The organism is Cellulophaga baltica, from assembly GCF_900102165.1.
Classification (GTDB): Bacteria; Bacteroidota; Bacteroidia; order Flavobacteriales; family Flavobacteriaceae; genus Cellulophaga; species Cellulophaga baltica.
In genome coordinates this window covers 648,882-669,510 of record NZ_FNBD01000001.1, presented here as the reverse complement: position 1 = coordinate 669,510, position 20,629 = coordinate 648,882, and the positions used below count along the sequence as shown (strand labels likewise).

The window sequence follows — 20,629 nt, the reverse complement described above, 5'->3', positions numbered from 1 at the left end:
TTATATTTTTGAATATCTGAAAAAGCTTTTTCTTAAATAGTTTAATACAAAATCAATAGAAAGACCTACGGCTAGAATCACAATTTGTAGAGCAATAATTCTTCCATGATTCATGAACTTATCAGAGTTTTTAATTAGGAAACCTAATCCTCCTGCGGCAACCAATATAGATTCTACCGTAACTAACATCATCCAAACAATAGCTAGGTTTTGACGGATAACATCAATAACATAATCTATTCTTCCTTTTACGACAACTTCCCATAAAACTTCCCAGCGGTTACATCCTAGAGATCTAGCATGGTCAAACTCTTCTTGGGGAATGCTATTTACCATACTCAAAAGTGAGGTGGTTAGGTAGGTACTCATAAACACGACTAAAACCCATATTTGCATGGTTCTAGCGTCACTAATTAGTATCGCTAGATAAAATGTGATACCAGTAAGCGGTAAATATCTTAATTTACTCAGGGCCTTTGCTACGGGTTGAATTACCGGAACGGTAGACAGGTAGCTAAATGTTAGTGAGATAAGGATGGCGATAATAATAGCCGAAAAACACAATAGAAGTGAACTTCCGATATGTACCACCAGACCTTCATTATAAAGTTCTATAAAACCCTGTAAAACTTGTTGAGGAGAAGGGAATAAATGCCTATCGCCCATGCTTGAGGCAAACCAAACTCCAAAAAGGGCTAAAACCCAAACAAGAATAATCATAAGCCGAGTGTTCTTGCTTACATTTTCAAAGGGTGTGAATATATTTTTCATGATGATTACAAGTTAGTATAAACATAAAACCGCGCCAAAATACTATTGCAAAATTGGAGCGGTTTTGTGAATTTTAAAATTATTTTATTTTAAAAGAACAATAACTACCCTACGGTTTTTAGCTCTTCCAGAATTTGTTGTATTACTTTCAACAGGCTCATCTTCTCCTTTTCCAATTACGTTTTGAAAACGTGACTGAGGAATGCCTTTACTTCTTAAGAAGTTTACGACAGCTTGTGCTCTTCGTTGTGATAAGTCATAGTTAGCTTCGCTAGAACCTGTGTCATCTGTATGGCCTTCTAAGCTAAGCTTGGTGTCTTCTGCTTGGATTAAAAGGTTGTAAATGGTCTCTAAAGTACTTTGAGAAGACGCAGAAATATTTGCGCTACCCGTATCAAAACTAATATTCCATTCTCCAGAGGCCATTACTTCACTAGCTTCTTTCGTATAATCTGCTTTGTACGCTGTACCAGACTCAATGTCATTAATGTTTTTAATGAAATACAAGTTTACAGCTTCCTCATAAGGAACAATACGTTTTACAGATTCATTGAAACCAAAAGGATTTAATTCCTTTAAGTAGGTAGATACTTGGTTGTATACTGCCTTGTAACGGTTTGTACCATCTGTAATCCCGTAATATTGCATAACATCAGAATAGTTAAAAACTCTTGATCCACCCATGTTGTAATCAATTCCGTTTTTACTTCCTTTCTGACCTTTAAACATGTCATACCAATACTTGGCATTTTCAAGATCATAAGTATCTGCAACAGCTTCAGAAGCTCTTACCTGCCACTCGTCATATTGTTTCATTTGGTTTGAAGCTGTTAAGGCCGACTTCAATATATTACTTACAATTTGTGGATGTTGAGTAGACCATTCTTTAACCGCAATAACTGTAGTAGCCATTTGGTTATTGAATTCTTTGGTAGAAGCAACATCTGTAAATCCGCTTAAAGCATCAAAAACCATTTTGTCACCAGGAGTCCAAGTAGCACAACCATCAATCTTTTTGTTGATTGTTTTTCCGGTAAGTTTTCCGTTTTTAACCTCTTTTAAAGGTACTGTCCATCCAGATTTTTGAGATTTAATAAGTTCTTCAGCAGATTTTATATAATCATCATCTTGAGAAGGGTAGAAGTTTACCGCTTCAGGATCATACGTATTAGAATCTGGATTTACTTTAAGTCCGTTTGCAAAAGCATAGTTAAGTGCTGTAACCCAGTCACCATCACCTAGAACAGTTGAAATTAAAGCACCTTTCATGCTTTTAGGATCTACTTTCCAGCTTGGTGGGCCAATTAATTTATCTTCACCATAACTAATACCAACTGCACCAACTACTTGTACGTGGTATTTATCTTTTCCAAATTTATCATCTAATGCTTGTTGCATAGTACTGATGTAAAATGGAGCGCCATCTCCCATCATGATAATAGCAAAAGCACTTTTATCGGCATCAGGATACTCTTCACCTCGATCAAATTCTTCAACGAATTTCATCTGCATGTTACGTAATTCTGATAACCAATCCTGACGAATAATTTCAAGATTAACCCCATTACGTTCCATTAAAGAACCTTTGGTGGTTTTAGGACCTCCGTTAGCTACAATAATACCAGATTGTGCATTCCATGCATAAGCGGCAATACGTACTAGTGGTTTGTTCTTAACATCACTAGAGGTACTAGTAGATGGTAATGGTAGCTTTGCAGAAGTAATTACATTGTTTACTTCATTCTTATCTACATTTAGCTCGTCTAATGTTTTAGCTTCACCAACTCGCAATCCTGGTGCAAAATAATAGACTGCACCTAATATACCGCCTAATAAGACGACTACGATTAATAATTCTGATAAGGTGGTGAGTTTTTTTGTTCGTAAAATCTTACCCATTGTTATTGTGTTTAGTTATTTAGTATTTAAAAAGTTAATCAAACATATTTCCAAAACCGCCACTCTCTTGCTTGTCTTCTTGTGTTAGTTTGTAATTTGGATTCTTGTATTTCTTCGAATCAGGAACATAATCTTTTCCTGTTTTTATTTTATCAGCTAAGGTGTCTAATTGAGAGTACAATTCATCACTATCAATATCATACTTACTGGTAAGCATATCTATGTCTGATAAGTTCTCTTGCGTTCTGGCAATATCCATAGCAATAGTTTCTGTAATCACGTCTAAAGCATATTCTAACTCCCAGTCTTTTGTAAAATGCATGGCAGATTTTGCTCCTTCTGTAGCTTCTCTTGCAGATTTTGCAAAAGCATACTCTTTCTCTAGCATCTGAATAGTAACTTCAAAATCTGATATCTTGATATCTATGGCTGTTCCTGCTAAAGTAAGTTTACGGTCTAATTTTCCCATGACATTAGCACGGCTTCCGTATTTTTGAATAAAGCTTTTGCTTTGTTCTAGTTGATGCGTTACACGTTGCGATTCAGATAATTTCTTAGCCAACGCACTATGTAATTCTACATACTCATCGGTATCTTTTCCTGCTGAGCCTTTCTCTCCCACTAAACGTTCCATCTCAGTTTTAATCTTCTGAGCTTGTTTCTGTAAGGTTACAACACGGTCTTGATATTCTTTTGCTTCTTTCTCAGCTTTGAAAGACTCTGCTTCCATATTGCTTTTTAAAGCTTTTATTTTTGCTTTAGACTCTTTAAAAACTTTTCGGTTTCTAAGCATCTTCTGCTTTTGCTCGTGCAGCTCCCCAAACGGATCGTATTTTATTAGCGATTTATGCAACGCTCTTGTTAACCTACGCAGCCCTTTGAAAATAACAGGAAGCATAAGGATAAAGAATACTACAAAGATAGCAACACCGGCAAGGGCAATGATTTGTCCTAAGGCAGTGAAAAGCGGTGGTAGGATGTAAACCCAAGCGCCATAACCAACGGCAGCAAACAAGGCTAGTTTTATAGCGGTATTTAACCCTTTTTCACCATTTCTCCAGTTGTTAGGGTTTAATGAAATTTCACCCTTTTCGTCATCAAAATGCTTTAAAATAGGTAAGTCTAATACATGACTTTTTGATTCTTCCGTATTCATTTAAGGGTATTTATAGGTTGATTTTAATTCCGTCTGCTACTGTTGTAATAATCTCCAGAATTTTTGTTTTCGCGATATCATTCGCAGTAATTTTTTGTTCTATATCGGTCATCTCAGTAGAAGTGCCATTTTCCAGCGCATTTAACTGATTTTTCTTATCACTAGCCTGAGTTTGTAATTGAAGAATTTGTTTTTCCAATTCGGCTATCTCCGTAGATAAGGTTTCTTTCTGATGTAATAAGCTAGATTGAAATTCTTCTTTTTTGGCATTCCCCTTGGTGTGGTACTGCTCGTGCACATCATTAATTTCTTTGATGTAAAAATTTGCACCATCTAAAAGCGACTCTTTGGTTACTTTAGCATCAACACTTTGGGCCATAGTAAAAGCCATTTTATATACATTAGGGTCGTTAGAACCTACGGCTTTTATCGCTTTAAAAAATTCATAAAAATCATAACCAGGTAGGTTTAATGATTCAAATCCAGATTCATACATTTCAATAACACTATTTAAAATAGCGTTATCGATGTTAGTAGATGTTACTTGGCTGCGCTGAGGAGCACTACTTTGTGGAAACTGAGTGCTAGATGATGTTGGTGTTGGTTCATTCGGAAAATCAATCTTTTCTTCTGATTTAGAAGTAGTGGTCGTTGACGCATTTTCGTCATTTACAAAAAGTGATTTCCAATTAAATTTTTCTTTTGCCATGGCAAGGGTGGTTATCTTTTACTGTTAAAATATGTACTGTTGCAGTATTAGGCTATAAAATTAGGTAATTTTACCTATTATAGCTTATTTACTACTTGTTAAATGCTATTTTCTTCTCTTTTTATAGGTATTCGATATTTCAACTTTGTTACAAATTATTTTGCAAATTTATTCCAAGCAACTCTCAATACTATCATTATAACTGCAAAGACTAGCAAAAGTTGTGTAAAGCCTCCTAAGAATATCACTCCAAAGTATGACCTCTGAAGTATGAATAATAGGACAAATGATATCCCTATGATAATAATTAAACTAGATAAGCGCGTAAACCCTGGTAATTTAGACATTTTAATTTTTCTATTTAAAATTAGAAGAATTAATATCATGGCTACTATGGGTGAAAAATAGGTAACCAAACCTAGTTGAAGCATGCTTGAGCCCAGAAATAAAATATTATATAGTAATAAGAATAAAGCTAAAACGCCAGGAATAGTCACCGCATATACTAAAAAAGACATGACATATTTTACCGTACTAATATTTTTTGCATTTACGATGTAGGTGCAAAGTAGCGCCAGCACCAGTGCTATCCCAAAATAGTAGAGAACAGCAGCATGGTGCGAGTCAAACCAGGTAATAATATCTTGTATGCTCATATATTTTAGGAATTTTCAGTATCAAAAATGCTAATCTCTTTTACGGCGACAGCTATTTCAGGAATATCTTCTTCAGTAATCGTGATTAAGATTTCTTCAGTTATCGGAGTAATATTGACAATTCTATTGGCTTGCCTTTGAATTATTTTTTCGAATAGATTACGCATGGTTCTAGCATTACCAAAGCTTTTATGTCTTTTATCATAAACGCTTATGATAATTTCAGAAAGTTTGTCTTCAGCATCTGGGGTAAGTGTAAAATCAGATTTCTTGGTTATTAACTTAAATATGGCTAATAAAGCATCTGGTTTGTAATGATCAAAATTTAAATAGCGATTAAAGCGAGATTGTAGCCCAGGATTAGATTGGATAAAAATCTCCATTTCATCAGGATATCCAGCAACCACAACAACGAGGCTGTCTCTTAAGTCTTCCATACGTTTTAAAAGAACTTCAATGGCTTCTGATCCAAAGTCATTTAATCCGCCAGAGGTTAAAGAATATGCTTCGTCTATAAAAAGAACTCCGTCTGAAGCAGCGCTAATAATTTCATCGGCTTTTAGTGCGGTCTGCCCAACGTAGCCTGCAACCATACCAGATCTATCTGTTTCTACTAAATGCCCCCTCTTTAAGTACCCTAAATGTTTAAAAATTCTTCCTAACATTCTTGCTACCGTGGTTTTTCCTGTTCCAGGAGGTCCCATAAAAACAAAGTGGAGTGACGTTTTATTGGCTTTTAAACCATTCTCTTCTCGTATTTTTTGAACTTTTAAGAAATTGATAAGATCATTTACATCTTTCTTTATCTCTTCTAAACCAACAAGTTCGTTTAACTCTTCTAAGACTTTTTCTATCGTATCATCTTCAGGAACTTCTATGTAGTTAGAATGGTCTAAGCTTCTTTTTGGGTTGGTAATTTTTTTAGAAATAGTCTTTAATAACTGCTCCTCTTTTTCGGCGACCACACCATCAGCTTGTGCCATTAATAACGCAATCCTATTTAAAAAGGAAGCTATGGCATCAAACTCATTACTTTTTATTTTATCTAAAATTAAAGTAGAAATGTATTCTGTTTTGAGTGCTTCTTTAGGCTGAAAAAAAGAGGTATCCTGGATAAGCTGCACATTAGCATCAAAATGTTTCGCTAAGGGTAACTTTGCTAATTTTTGAATATCAAAAGACTGAGCAAGATCTTTTCCTTGAAGCTTTTCATAAAGAAAAATAAGGGTAAATTTTATCTTGTTTGGTATTCTTGATTTCGCATTATATGTTAAGGTAAAGGTATTGTATAAAGTAACAATATCTCTCAGTACCAAATGTTCTGCTTTGTATTGTGTTCCAGAAAAACTTTCATCAGTAATTCCTTTTAAGGCGCTTTTAAATTTATGATCAGCATTTAATGAAAGACAAATACTCCAGGCTTTGTTTCCTTCTTTTCTCAATACATCTATAAATTCAGGCGTAATAGTATCGTGGTCTTGGTTCATTTTGTTGGTGCTAAGCAATACGTTGCTTTTGGGGCTTTAAAGATAAGTATTTTTAATAATCATAATAACCAAAGTTATTTCCTTGGTTGGGTCTGTACACTTCGGCTCTTGGGCGCTCTCTTAAAAGAAACTCTTCTATCACAACGTCTGCAATTTCCTGGTCGGTGTCCGTGTCCTCAATACGGTAGCCGCTGTTTTTATAAAATGGCTTCGCTTTTAATTGATCGCTAAGTTCGTATACAGCTATATACATTTTAAAATTCTTGTCGTAATCACTACCATCACTGTGTTTAAACAGATATCCAACATAGGCTTTGTCTCGGTAGGTTATTTCTTTTTTAGCAATAAATAAGACAGAGTCTTTCTCTTTGTCAATATTCTTTCTATCAAATAATTGTGCTTCGGCTAAGTGTTTTTGAGTTTTGTAAGGAGAAGGAAATAAAGATAGTTTTCCTACTGCCTTTAATTTGGTGAATAATAAGTTTCTACTCTCCATATTTTCTGCCAGCGCATGGAGTGCTTCATTATTTATAGCATTAGGTGTATGGGCTAAAAGTGCAGCTTTAGTGGTTTGTATGTCTGCATCTTCCAATAAGTCTAACTTTTCAAAAAACAACTGCACATCTTTTTCTTTGGAAAAAGGATGTAGTAGCTGTACATAGTCTTCTAAGACAGAGCTCTTAGAACTGACGTATAAATTATCATAATACTGATTGGTATTTCTTTTGCTGCTTTTCCCTAGTTCCCTTTTAAGTTGAATTTTGGCATCATTCAACATTTGCTTACGGTATTTTTTATAGCTGCTAGGCTTTATTAAGCCCTCTGCCTTTAATTTGGCTAGAAGAGAAAATATAGATGATTTGTATTCTTCAATAGCACTATAGTCCAAAATTTCAGGATACAACTTTTTGGCTAGTGGCAAGCTATCCATATAGGGTTTAAATATTTGATAAATTTCATAAGAACTAGAAACTAATGGGAGGTCTACAGCCATGAGTTCTAAAAGCTGCTCGGCAGATTCTGTAGTGCTTTTTTTGGTTATGGCCTGTAGCACTTTAGTCTGAGAAGAAGAGTTGTTGTACGATTTTTGATAAAAATCAGTATAAAAATCAATGGTTTCAGATTCATCAATGGCTGCTAGTTGTTCTATCAAGTAACTCTGGATGTTTTTCTGACTTTCTTTGAAATCAAATTCGGTTATGATATTCTTCAGTGAATCAATATGCTTTTTCTCAAATTGAATAAAAGGATAGCCATTGATTACAATGCTATCATTACTTCTCAGGGCTTTAAAAAACTGATTGGTTTTATCGGCTAAAATATCTTTCCCTAGAATGGTATCTAGGGGTTTGAAATTGTCAAAAAACTCACGAATGAACTTGCTGGGTTTACTAACAGTGTCTATCACAGCTTGCATTTCATATAAAGCTCCCCCTTTAAGAACATTCTTGATTAAGATACCGCGTGTGCTGGCAGTATCGGTTAAAGTTATCTCAAATTCACTATATCCATTTTCACCATGGGTGATTTTTTCATGACTGGTATTAAATTTTTTATGGGCGTATAGTTTTTTTCGTAAAGACCAAACGGAGTCAATACTGCTAAACATTAAAAAATCATGCGATTTATTTAACTGAACAGTAATGGCTTCATTGTTTTTGTTCTGATAAACGCTTCTCTTAGTGTATGCATTGTAAGGTTTAATCTCCTTTTTATTGTAGCCATTACTGTTCACTACAAATAGGGGAGGCTTTATAGATGTAACGGTAGTAAAAAACAGTGCGGTATCTTTTACTTTAGAAAAGGTTTCTTTATATATGGTTGGTTTAATTTTAAAAGAATCGAAGTAACTAGCAGCGTCTTCATCTTTTGTAGTTAAGATTCCCAACAAGTAATATTCATCACCCCTAATTTTTGTAATTAAATGAAGTTTTTCTCCACTTAAAGTGTCGGTTGCGGCAAAAGATTTTAAACTGTTATTGGTAAAGTCTTTATAAATTCCTTCTAGATCTAAGTTCTGATAGAAACGATGTTGAATTTGCTTCAATTCAAAACTGTCCTCTTCAATATAATTGTAGTCATGAAGCGTAGCTTTTTTTAGAAACCGATAGGTATTATTTTTAAGATCTACGCCTTGTATAAATCTATTGCCAGTTCTTTTGGTATTGGTAAACGTGTAATTAGAGGGCATTGCTACTTCAAAATCATCATAAACAGAAGAAACCTTCTTCATCGTATTAGTGATTGTTTTAAATTGTAAGCTATTGAATATTGTATCAGAATACTGCTGCACAAAAGTACCTTGTCCACCCATTTTAAAAATGATGATCTCTAAAGGAGTCACAAAAATCTGGTACCGCTGATGTTCGCCATTTTTTAAAAGATTCTTTACATCAATTCCTTCAAAGCCATTTTTAGAAATTCTACTTTTCGATTCAATTTTCCCGGGTATATTTTCAAATAAGAGCTGGTCAATATCTTCTATACTGTAGAGGTCGTCTTTTTTCAAATAAGAGTACGTAGGAATTCTATTTACCGTAAAGAAACTTCCGTTGGCTAAATCTGGCGAGACATAGAACGTATTAGAAAATTCCGCTATTGGGTATAGCTTATTAGGAAGCGATACTGAGAATAAAGAATCATCTACCGATTGGTATATATAGTTGTTTTCTTTAATTTTGTCTTCAAATTCTTCTTTTAATGTAGCTCCCTTAGAGCTCGTTTTAGAAGTAAGTGCTTTTACCGTGTATCCTTTTTTACGCAACAAAGCAATGACACCATGTTCCCCGGGTAAATGAGCTGCGCCAATTCCTGCAAATACTTTAGAATGGGTAATGAGAGAATCTAATTTGGTAGCCATGTTGCTATTCCTTGTGTACAGCATATTTTCCAAATAATACGGGGTGTACATGCCTTTATCAATAGAATCTAGTAAATTAATGTTTCGTTCTCTATACGCATCCTGTAATAGTTGCAACGGTTCTTGTTGTTGCATTTTCTTTTGAAGCCACTCTGCAGGTTTTTCTTTTAGGCTGTTAAAGCTCGCACGGCCTACAAGGGCTGTAGATTCTTCAAGATCTTCTAAGGCGATCACAGGTTTATTAAATTTTTTCCCTGCCTGATAAATGAACATATCTAAATACGTGTCCTCTTCAAAATTTTGAGATGTTCCATCAGAGCGGTATAAGATGTTGTTAATCATTTGATCTTCAAAGCCTAAATAACTTGAGATTTCTACTTTTTGAGGATTGTCAATTTTAAACGCATTGGTATAAAACCCTTTTGCCATAAAGCTTTCTCCAAAGCCAAAACCCATGCTGTCTTCATTTTCTAACCATGTACTTGGGTCTGATTCTAAGGCAATTACCGCACTACTATTTAAAGCCTCGTAAAAAACGTCATCTAAGCGAAAAGCAATTTTTTTGCTTACGTGCATGGTGCCATAGAGATATGAACTTTGTTTTAAGCCATTTCCAGAAATTTCCCAAAGAAGGCTATTTTTCTCTTGCGCATTGCATGTAACATAGCAGATAACAAATAGTAGACTAAAGAATAAACGCATTGATAATTTTGGTTTAAAAAGGTTTGTAAGCGTTGTGGTTACTACTTATAACGGTACTATTCCGTTTGTATTTTTGAGTCGTTTAAATTTTTTAAAATGACGCGGGTATGCGGTAAGCTATCTGGATAGTTTTTTTGTAAAAATGAAATAAGTTTCTCTCTGACTAATACACGTAAATCCCATGCAGTAGGAGAGTCTTTGGCGCTCATCAAAGCCCTAATTTCTACCGTGTGTTCTTTAGAGTCTGTTACTTGCAATACGTTCACTTCGCCATCCCATAACTCCGTACTATGCAGTATTTTGGTAAGCTCTGCCCTCATTTCATCAAATGGCACATTATAGTCTGTGTATAAGAATACAGTTCCTAAAATATCTGAGGATGTTTTGGTCCAATTCTGAAAAGGCTTTTCAATGAAATAGGTGGTTGGGACAATTAATCGTCTTTTGTCCCAAATGTTGACAACCACATAGGTAAGTGTAATTTCTTCTATGCGGCCCCACTCACCTTCTACTATAACAACATCATCAATTTTTATGGGTTGTGCTATGGCAATTTGAATACCTGCTAAAATGCTAGCGAGCATCTTTTGAGCAGAAAAACCAAGAATAATTCCTGCAACTCCTGCTGAAGCAAAAATACTTACTCCAATTTCGCGAATGCTATCAAAGCTCATCAGAGCAATGCCAACTGCAAAGATGATTAATAAGAAAATCACAATTCGCTCTAAAATATTAAACTGGGTATATATTTTTCGTGCTCTTAGGTTGTTCGATGCGCTAACGTCATAGTTTTCAATTACCTTTTTCTTGATAATTCTGATACTGGCAATGAGCAGCCACGTAATGGCAAAAATTATGAGAAGAGTACTCAATTTTTGAAGCACAAAGGTTACTTCACTTATGCCAAGGTTTTGATGAATAACCTTAATCCGAATTAAAATACCTATAAAAAGAAGAAATATGGGTTTTGTAATTCTCGAAATACTCTGTCGGTCTAACAGGTATTTAGGGTTCTTACCAAATTGGCGTAATATTTTAACGGTGATGTATTGTAACGCAAATAGACTTAAAATGGCAACAACTATATACACTAAGGCGTTTGGCTTTTCTAATAAGTTTTTAAGCATAATTTTTTTAGGTTTAATTTACGGGTCTTGCAACATAAGAAAATGATACTTTTTTGGTGTTAAATCGATGTGAAAATTGAATTTAACTATAATATCATAAATAAACTAATTGGTGGTTTTAAAGGATTTGAAATCAGCATGTAGTATTTTTGTCGTCTGAAAAAGAAAAATTAAAATTATGAAAGGCGTTTTATTGGTTAATTTGGGTTCACCAGAAAGTCCTACGGCTAAAGATGTTAAGCCGTATTTAGACGAGTTTTTGATGGATGAAAGAGTAATTGATGTTAATAATATTCTTAGAAACATTATAGTACGAGGAATTATTCTTCAAACAAGACCTAAAAAATCTGCTGAAGCGTATGCCAAAATATGGTGGGAAGAAGGCTCACCTCTAGTTGTTATTTCGGAAAGATTTGCAGAAAAAGTAAGTAAGCAAATTCAAATGCCCGTAGCTCTTGGTATGCGATATGGTAAGATGACAATTAAAAACGCAATACAGGAGCTGAAAAATAAAGGCGTAGATGATGTAATTTTAGTGCCCCTTTATCCTCATTATGCCATGTCTTCTTTTGAAACAGTGGTGGTTAAAACAATGGAGGTAAAGGACGCGTTTTTTCCTGAAATGAAGATCACCACCTTACCCGCTTTTTATAAAAATCCAGAATATATAAAAGTGCTTTCAGAAAATATTGCTAAACATTTAGAAGGCTTTGAGTACGATCATATTTTATTTTCATACCATGGTATTCCAGAGCGCCATATCCGTAAGTCAGATCCCACAAAATTTCATTGTAAAATAGACGGTAGCTGTTGTCAAACAAATTCGGTAGCACACCACACTTGCTACCGCCATCAATGTTACGATACCACAGAAAGTGTTAAAAAATACTTAGGATTACCAGAAGATAAAGTTAGTGTATCTTTTCAGTCTAGGCTGCCTAATGATCCATGGTTAAAACCCTACACCGATTTTGAGTTTGAGCGTTTTCCTAAAGAGGGGAAGAAGCGCCTGGCGGTTATTACACCAGCCTTCGTATCCGATTGCTTAGAGACTCTTGAAGAGATTGCTATGGAAGGTAAAGAACAGTTTCAGGAAGCAGGCGGTGATACCTATAAACACATTCCTTGCTTAAATGATGACGATTCATGGGTGTCAGTAATGGCAGCATGGTTAGAAGACTGGGAAAAAACAGATAAACTGCCAGCATAATGGCAAATGTATCTGCAGATCAGTTAGGGTCAGAACCTATAGGTAAATTACTTATCAAGCAAGCGGTACCTGCCTCTATTGGTATTTTGGTGATGTCTCTTAATGTTCTAGTAGATTCTATTTTTGTAGGTAATTGGATTGGGTCTATTGCAATTGCTGCTATTAATGTAGTATTACCTGTTTCATTCTTTATCGCAGCTCTCGGAATGTCTGTGGGTATCGGCGGATCCAGTATTATTTCTAGGGCTTTAGGGAGTAATCATAAAGAAAAAGCCTTAAAAACATTTGGGAATCAAATAGCGTTAACACTTTTTATAACTATCGGTATGGTTATACTGGGTTTAACCTATTTAGACGCCATTATCCCGGCCTTTGGTGGTAAAGGAAGTATTTTTGAACCCGCAAAAATTTACTATACGATCGTTTTATATGGAGTTCCTTTTTTGGCACTTTGTATGATGGGGAATACCGTGATTAGGGCAGAAGGGAAACCTAAATTTGCCATGATTGCCATGATCATACCATCTATCGGAAATTTAGTGATGGATTATGTTTTTATCTACATTTTTGATTGGGGAATGGCCGGAGCTGCTTGGGCTACGACCATTGGGTATTTATTATGCTTTTCCTATGTATTTTATTTCTTTGTTTCAAAAAATTCAGAACTAAAAATTGGGTGGCATCACTTAAAATTTGATTTTCCAGTTTTAAAGGAAATAAGTTCGCTAGGTTTTGTAACCTTAGCAAGACAGGCGACTACCAGTATCGTTTATTTATTAATGAATAATATACTGTTTGGTTTAGGAGGAGAAGCTATGGTAGCTGTTTATGCCATTATAGGCAGAATGCTGATGTTTGCACTGTTCCCAGTATTTGGAGTAACACAAGGTTTTTTACCTATTGCCGGATTCAATTATGGTGCAAAAAAATACCAAAGGGTACGAGAGAGTATTGTCACGGCTATTAAATATGCTGCAATTATGGCAAGCGTTGTGTTTGTTGGTTTAATGATATTTCCAGGAGAGATAGCGTCCTTATTTTTAAGTTCTAAAGAGGGTATTCCGGCTAGTGAGTTGGCTGTTAATGCTTATGTTTTAGAACATACGCCAACAGCAATGCGTTTGGTATTTGCTGCAACGCCAATTATCGCCTTACAATTAATTGGTGCTGCCTATTTTCAAGCAATCGGGAAAGCAATTCCTGCGCTTTTGTTAACCTTAACAAGGCAAGGTTTCTTTTTTATACCATTAATTATAATTTTACCTAAATATCTAGGTGAATTAGGTGTGTGGCTTGCATTTCCTATAGCAGATGTCTTGGCCACGGTGATCACAGGATACTACTTAAGAAAAGAAATGAAACGAGAATTGAGCTAGTTCTTAGCTGATGGTAATTTCCTCGTAAGATTGTCTAATTAGTTCTTCGCCGTATGTACGTTCTAGCTTTCGGATAGCAAAATGTGCATGTGCCATGCGTTGAAAATGATGAATGAAGGCTAAATTTATAGCACCACCACCTGCAGCGCCCAAGACAGGAATGGCTTGCGCTACAAACTTTTCAGAAACTTGTATGCTAAATCGGGAGGCAATAGCTCCTAAAATTTGCAACAACGGATTAGAACTTCCCTTTAACATTCCGCCTACTAATTTTCCAGCGCCACTTGTTGCTCCTTTTATCGTAGAGTTTAGGGTAATTCGGGTAGCATAATATCCCGTTTCAAGGTGGTCATCATGTGTGCTTTTGCCTCCTAATGCAAAAACCTGTAAGCAGGCAAGTTGTGTGTCTAACTCCGTAAGGTCTTCACCCTCGCTACGAGCAATATCCATAATGGAACGCATCATAAATTTAGTGGCAACCGCTAAATCTGCAGAAAAAGCAACGATGCCAAAAGTGCCTCCTAAAATACCTGAAGAAGTAACGAGTGCTTTATAGGTGTTATTCAGTGGGGTTGTTAGTGGCTTATTTGTTTTCATAGAGAGCAAGTTGGTTTTAACTACTTTTTGTAAGGTCTTATAACTTGCTTCTTGTAACCATTTTTGCTGTTTTTGTGGTAGTAGCTCTACCTTATTTTGAATGATATTTCCAACACTATTTAATCCTTTCATGGCCCAACCAATTTCTTCCATCTGCTGCTTAGCCTTGATTAAAATCTTTAAATCGTTTTCCGTGAGTTTTGGGTTTGATATAAGTTTTGACATGTGTTCAGTAATTTGTTAACGTAGTATATAGGTAGTGAAAAGTACACAATTGTTACATCTTTTAGCGGTCTTGTTACCGATAAAGGAAATTATATTTTCAGTTACGTTCAAATCTCCTTAATTTAGAAACGACTAATTTCAATGAACATACAATGAAAACCAACTACCTCAAAAATAGCATGATCCTGCTATTACTTTGTGTACTGCCGCTTACGGCCTTGGCACAAAAAAAGAAAAAATCAAAACAAGCTACTACCCAAATTCCAGAGACCTTATATTCTAGCTTAGAATATAGATTGTTGGGGCCGTTTCGTGGGGGGCGTTCTGCTGCCGTAACCGGCGTTCCAGGGCAACCAAATTTGTTTTATTTTGGAGCAACAGGTGGTGGTGTATGGAAAACGACAAATGGAGGTCGGGAATGGGAGAATATTTCTGATGGCTTTTTTGGAGGGAGCATTGGGGCTATTGAGGTTTCTAAAAGCGACCCAAATGTGATCTATGTAGGAGGTGGTGAAAAAACACTTCGCGGTAATGTATCTTCTGGATACGGCGTTTGGAAAACTGAAAATGCAGGAAAAACATGGGTCTCTGTAGGCCTTGAAAAAAGTAGGCACGTGCCTAGACTCCGGGTGCATCCAACCAATTCTGATATTGTTTACGCAGCGGTTTTAGGTAATATTTATAAACCAACACAAGAACGGGGTATCTACAAAAGTATAGACGGTGGTAAAAATTGGAAAAAAACACTTTTTGTTAATGAGCAAGCAGGAGCTGTAGATCTGGTATTTGATCCTAATAATCCTAGAATTTTGTATGCTTCTACTTGGCGTGCAGAACGTACACCTTATAGTTTAAGTAGTGGTGGTGATGGCTCTGCGTTGTGGAAAAGTACAGACAGTGGAGAGACGTGGACAGAGATTTCTAAAAATGAAGGCTTCCCAAAAGATACTTTAGGGATTATCGGCGTGACCGTTTCACCGAAAAATTCTGATCGTGTATGGGCCATTGTAGAAAATAAGGAAAAAGGTGGCTTGTACCGCAGCGATGATGCGGGTAATTCATGGACGCAAGTTAATGATGAACGTAAATTACGCCAACGTGCTTGGTACTATACGCGTCTTTATGCGGATACAGAAGATGAAGATGTGGTGTATGTTTTAAATGTAGATTACCATAAATCTAGTGATGGCGGAAAATCATTCTCAACGTTTAATGCGCCACATGGAGATCATCATGATCTTTGGATTGCTCCAGAAAATTCTAATCGCATGATTATTGGAGATGATGGTGGTGCGCAAATTTCTTATGATGGCGGTGAAACATGGAGTACCTATTACAACCAACCTACCGCACAATTTTATAGAGTTACAACAGATAACGCTTTTCCTTATCGGATTTATGCAGCGCAGCAAGATAATTCTACACTTCGGATCAATCACAGAAGTGATGGGCGTAGTATAGATGAAAATGATTGGGAAGAAACGGCAGGGGGAGAATCGGCTTGGATTGCCGTAGATCCTGCCGATGATGATATTGTGTATGGAGGTAGTTATGATGGCTTTTTAACGCGTGTTAATCATAAAACAAAAACGGTAAGAGGTATAAATGTGTGGCCAGATAATCCTATGGGTGCTGGGGCTGAAGCCATGAAGTATCGTTTTCAATGGAATTTCCCTATCGTATTCAGTAAACATAATCCCAAAAAATTATATACTTTTTCTAACCATGTGCATGTTTCGGAAAATGAAGGACAAAGTTGGACGCTTTTGAGTGATGATTTGACTAGAAATGATCCTACGAAACTAGGCTCTAGTGGTGGGCCAATAACACAAGACAATACGAGTGTAGAATATTACTGTACCATTTTTGCGGCTAATGAAAGTCCGCTTAAAGAAGGCTTGCTTTGGGTAGGTAGTGATGATGGTTTGGTGCATGTCACTAAAGACGGTGGTACTTCTTGGACTAATGTTACTCCTACAAATATGCCAGAATGGGCTATGATCAATAGCATTGAGCCTTCGGCTTTTGATGCCGGTACATGCTATGTTGCGGCAACACGATATAAATTAGGCGATTTTGAACCTTACTTATATAAAACTACAGATTACGGTAAAACGTGGCGTAAAATTACAAATGGGATTGATGAAGAGCATTTCACGAGAGTAGTGCGCGAAGATCCTAAAAGAAAAGGATTGCTCTATGCTGGTACGGAAACAGGAATGTATATTTCTTTTGATGATGGGGCCAACTGGAATCCGTTTCAAATGAACTTGCCTATTGTGCCTATTACAGATTTAGCGATCAAGGATGATAATTTAATTGTGGCCACACAGGGTAGAAGCTTATGGATTATTGACGACTTAACCGTACTGCACCAACTCAATACTTCTGATAAAGATAAAGCAACTATTTTATTTCAGCCTAAAGACGCTTACAGAACAAAAGGGCGTGCAAGTAAAAAACCATCTAAAACTGCGGGCCAAAACCATCCTAACGGGGTAATTACACATTTCTATTTAAATAGTTTAAATGAAAAAGATAGTATTGCTTTAACCTATTTGAGTATGAAAGGTGATACCCTTGCTTCTTTTTCCAATACAACAAAAGTAAAAGAGCAAAAATTAGATCTTAAAAAAGGAGGAAATACGCATGTTTGGGATACGCGTGGAAAAGGAGCTAAGAAATTAGATGGGATGATTTTATGGTGGGCTAATTTAGACGGAGCAAAAGCAGTTCCCGGAACCTATAAAGTAAGTCTATCGGTGAATGGAAAAATAGCTACGGAAGACTTTAAAATTTTACCAGATCCTAGAGCAGAAGCTTCAGTAGCAGCTATGCAAGAGCAGTTTAATTTTATAGCAGATATTAATGCTACTATTGATAGAGCGCATACTTCTATTGAAAAAATTAGAACAATTACGAAGCAGCTAGATGCTTTTTCAAAGCAATATAAAGGCAATGAGCAAACAAAGGCTTTATTGGAGAAAGCAAAAGCAATGAAAGAGAAATTTGGCGAAGTAGAAAAGGCCTTATATCAAACGCAAAACAGAAGCGGGCAAGACCCTTTGAACTTTCCAATTAAGTTAACCAATAAACTTGGGCATTTAAATAGCTTGGTAGCTATTGATGATTTTCCGCCTACGGCGCAAGATATCGCAGTTAAAAATGAATTGACTGCCGAAATAAAAGCACAATTAAGTACTTTTGATGCGCTGATAAGTAAGGAGATGAAACAGTTTAATGAAGAATTCAATCAGCTAAAACTTAACTATTTATTTGTAGAGGAATAATGACAGAACTATACGGTTATATAAAAGCATTGCATTTAATTTTTGTAATCACATGGTTTGCAGGGCTTTTTTATGTCCCAAGACTATTTATAAACCATATAGAAGCTTCCTTAAGACCTTCTCCAGAAAAAGAAATCTTAACAAAAGAATTTAAATTAATGACCAAAAGGCTATGGTATATCATTACCTGGCCTTCGGCCATTTTAGCTATAGTATTTGCAATTTGGTTGCTAGTGCTCCTTCCGGCTTGGTTACAACAACCATGGATGCATGTGAAACTGGCTTTTGTAGTACTGCTTATTTTGTATCATCTTAAAAACCACCAAATTTTTAAACAATTACAGCGCGACGATATAAGGTATACGTCTAACTTTATGCGTATCTGGAATGAGGGGGCTACTATTATTTTATTTGCTGTGGTTTTTTTAGTGGTCTTAAAAAGTACGATTAGTTGGGTTTATGGCGTTGTAGGAATTATAGCTTTAGGGGTATTACTTATGTTGGGTATTAAATTATACAAACGTATTAGAGCTAAAAATCCAGATGCTTAATTGGTTTTGACCTTAAAAGCCTTTTGGTGTGATTATTGTTACCTTTAAAATTCAGCAAATTCAAACAATAAAGCGTGTTCAATAAAGTTTCTCTCAGGTCCCGTATTTTTATTTCAATGATTGTTTTGGTGTTATTGGCATCAGTCCTAATTGCTGGGGTTACCATCTATCAATATGGGGAACAATCTAAAGATTACCATGAAGATCGTTTAGAGCGTAAAGAGGAGCAAATCAAAGAAAATATACGGTATACATTACAGCGTACTACCTACGTCCCTACAACAGACAATTTAGATCTTATTTTCAAAGATGAAATTTATCAAATTGCCGATGTGCTGAACGTAAATTTCAATATTTATGATTTAGAGGGCGGACTCATAAGAAGCTCTAGGCCAAAATCTAAATTCCAAAACGATTCGATATCGATGTGTTTGACGCCAGAGGTTTTAAATAACCTTAAGAATAGCGTAAACTCTAGGTACTTAGAGGAGAAATCTGCAGCAGGAGATAAATATCAAGCATCATACACCTATATTACAGATGGTAAATTTAAGCCTATTGGGATTTTAAATCTGCCGTATTTTGAAGACAATTCTTTTAATGATCACGAATTAAAAGAGTTCTTATTGCGTTTAGGAGGTGTTTATGTTTTTATGTTGTTGATAGCAATTCTTTTATCCTACATCATCTCAAAATACATCACCAGATCTTTACAGACCGTTTCTGATAAGATGAATGCCACATTCTTAACCAAACAGAATAAAAGAATTAGTGTCGGTAATCCATCAGAAGAGATCGGGAAATTAATTAATGCCTATAATGCGATGATTGATGAACTAGAGATTAGCGCTGTAAAATTGGCAAAAAGTGAACGGGAGCAAGCATGGCGAGAAATGGCAAAGCAAGTAGCGCATGAAATTAAAAATCCGCTTACACCAATGCGTTTAACCGTGCAGAGCTTTGAACGTAAGTTTGATCCTGAAGATCCTGACGTTAGGTCTAAGCTAACAGAATACTCAAAAACATTAATTCAGCAAATAGATACCATGAGCAGTATTGCTGGGGCATTTTCCAATTTTGCCGAAATGCCTGCACAGCAAAATGAAACCCTTAATGTGGTGAAAATTGTGAAGCTAGGTTTAGATATATTTAATGAAAACTATATTCATTTTATTGCCGATGAAGAAGAGATTATCGCTAAACTAGACCGTACGCAATTAATTAGAGTGCTTACTAATTTGGTTAAAAATGCCATCCAAGCTGTTCCAGATGTTGTAGATCCAAGAATATTGGTAACCGTATCTTCAGAAGGTAATTATGTAAAAATTGCGGTAGCAGATAATGGTATTGGGATAGAAGATGAGTTTAAAGAAAAAATCTTTGAACCAAAATTTACGACTAAATCTAGCGGAATGGGTCTTGGTTTAGGCATGGTTAAAACCATTGTGGAAACCTATAATGGGTCTATTGACCTTACCTCGCAACCGGGAAAAGGAACTGTTTTTACGGTGAAATTCCCTAGGATAGTGTAATTTATACCTAAGTATATATGAAGCTTCTTAATTTTTCTATTCACTACAAAATACATTTTCAATACCTACAATTCCCCCTTTGAAGGGGGTGCCCGCAGGGTGGGGGATGTTAAAGTGGAACAACAACAGTAAGCTTAAAATTAGTAATTGAGATCAGCAGCGGTAAGCGGGGTAAAGGCTTTTAAAATAGTCATAAAATGAAAATAAAAAAAAGATATGGTAAATATGGTGGCTATTTACCCCATTGTGTGGACAGGGATATTACTAGACGCATAAAAAAAGAAGAGGCAAATAATCCTGAATATTATATTCGAGTAGATGATAAGTTTTTCATATTAAATGAGGCACTAGGAAGCGATACAAATAAATATTTTGGATTTTTACTTTATGGTATCTCATTACTTTATATAATAGGAAGATTCAGCATTAATAAAGAGATAAGTTTTGGATTTTCATTCTTACTTATTTTAGCTGGCAGTTT

15 protein-coding genes are annotated in these 20,629 nt (G+C 35.7%); 6 read left to right on the top strand and 9 right to left on the bottom strand.

The window, feature by feature from the left end; translation table 11 throughout:
* The 8 genes from BLQ19_RS02945 to BLQ19_RS02910 form a co-directional block, all read right to left on the bottom strand.
* Positions 1 to 771 carry an ABC transporter permease gene (locus BLQ19_RS02945; RefSeq protein ID WP_081688293.1) on the bottom strand — a complete coding sequence of 257 codons (771 nt, stop codon included), beginning with the start codon at positions 769 to 771 and terminating at the stop codon, positions 1 to 3.
* A gap of 84 nt (positions 772 to 855) precedes the next feature.
* Positions 856 to 2,670 (bottom strand): OmpA family protein, encoded by a 1,815-nt coding sequence (locus BLQ19_RS02940; protein ID WP_024482194.1) that lies wholly within the window; start codon positions 2,668 to 2,670, stop codon positions 856 to 858.
* 34 nt (positions 2,671 to 2,704) lie between these two features.
* Positions 2,705 to 3,826, bottom strand: a complete 1,122-nt coding sequence (locus tag BLQ19_RS02935; RefSeq protein WP_024482193.1) for an MgtC/SapB family protein — start codon at positions 3,824 to 3,826, stop codon at positions 2,705 to 2,707.
* A 10-nt stretch (positions 3,827 to 3,836) separates the two neighbouring features.
* Positions 3,837 to 4,535 (bottom strand): hypothetical protein, encoded by a 699-nt coding sequence (locus BLQ19_RS02930; protein WP_024482192.1) that lies wholly within the window; start codon positions 4,533 to 4,535, stop codon positions 3,837 to 3,839.
* 155 nt (positions 4,536 to 4,690) lie between these two features.
* Entirely contained in the window at positions 4,691 to 5,191 is a 501-nt protein-coding gene (locus tag BLQ19_RS02925) for a hypothetical protein (RefSeq protein WP_074537317.1), read from the bottom strand.
* Positions 5,192 to 5,196: 5 nt separating this feature from the next.
* Positions 5,197 to 6,678: an AAA family ATPase gene (locus BLQ19_RS02920; RefSeq protein WP_025616154.1), complete on the bottom strand. Its 1,482-nt coding sequence runs from the start codon at positions 6,676 to 6,678 to the stop codon at positions 5,197 to 5,199.
* 52 nt (positions 6,679 to 6,730) lie between these two features.
* Entirely contained in the window at positions 6,731 to 10,240 is a 3,510-nt protein-coding gene (locus tag BLQ19_RS02915; protein ID WP_074537316.1) for a TraB/GumN family protein, read from the bottom strand.
* Positions 10,241 to 10,296: 56 nt separating this feature from the next.
* On the bottom strand, positions 10,297 to 11,367 hold the full coding sequence (locus tag BLQ19_RS02910; RefSeq protein ID WP_029447366.1) for a mechanosensitive ion channel family protein: 1,071 nt from the start codon (positions 11,365 to 11,367) through the stop codon (positions 10,297 to 10,299).
* A gap of 178 nt (positions 11,368 to 11,545) precedes the next feature.
* Between BLQ19_RS02910 and hemH the strand changes: the two genes are divergently transcribed.
* Complete coding sequence (gene hemH, locus BLQ19_RS02905; RefSeq protein ID WP_074537315.1) at positions 11,546 to 12,577, top strand: ferrochelatase; 1,032 nt, start codon at positions 11,546 to 11,548, stop codon at positions 12,575 to 12,577.
* Positions 12,577 to 13,953 (top strand): MATE family efflux transporter, encoded by a 1,377-nt coding sequence (locus BLQ19_RS02900; protein WP_074537314.1) that lies wholly within the window; start codon positions 12,577 to 12,579, stop codon positions 13,951 to 13,953. Before hemH ends, BLQ19_RS02900 begins: the two co-directional genes overlap by 1 nt.
* Before the next feature lie 3 nt (positions 13,954 to 13,956).
* On the opposite strand, the gene BLQ19_RS02895 is transcribed toward BLQ19_RS02900, so the two are convergent.
* Positions 13,957 to 14,775 (bottom strand): EcsC family protein, encoded by an 819-nt coding sequence (locus tag BLQ19_RS02895; RefSeq protein WP_024482185.1) that lies wholly within the window; start codon positions 14,773 to 14,775, stop codon positions 13,957 to 13,959.
* A 152-nt stretch (positions 14,776 to 14,927) separates the two neighbouring features.
* On the opposite strand from BLQ19_RS02895, the gene BLQ19_RS02890 reads away from it, so the two are divergent.
* The 4 genes from BLQ19_RS02890 to BLQ19_RS21170 form a co-directional block, all read left to right on the top strand.
* Positions 14,928 to 18,065: a WD40/YVTN/BNR-like repeat-containing protein gene (locus BLQ19_RS02890; RefSeq protein ID WP_074537313.1), complete on the top strand. Its 3,138-nt coding sequence runs from the start codon at positions 14,928 to 14,930 to the stop codon at positions 18,063 to 18,065.
* Complete coding sequence (locus BLQ19_RS02885) at positions 18,065 to 18,616, top strand: CopD family protein (protein ID WP_024482183.1); 552 nt, start codon at positions 18,065 to 18,067, stop codon at positions 18,614 to 18,616. Before BLQ19_RS02890 ends, BLQ19_RS02885 begins: the two co-directional genes overlap by 1 nt.
* Before the next feature lie 116 nt (positions 18,617 to 18,732).
* Positions 18,733 to 20,148 carry a sensor histidine kinase gene (locus tag BLQ19_RS02880; RefSeq protein WP_024482182.1) on the top strand — a complete coding sequence of 472 codons (1,416 nt, stop codon included), beginning with the start codon at positions 18,733 to 18,735 and terminating at the stop codon, positions 20,146 to 20,148.
* A 197-nt stretch (positions 20,149 to 20,345) separates the two neighbouring features.
* On the top strand, positions 20,346 to 20,629 hold a 284-nt coding region (locus tag BLQ19_RS21170), incomplete at its 3' end, for a hypothetical protein (protein WP_175444388.1).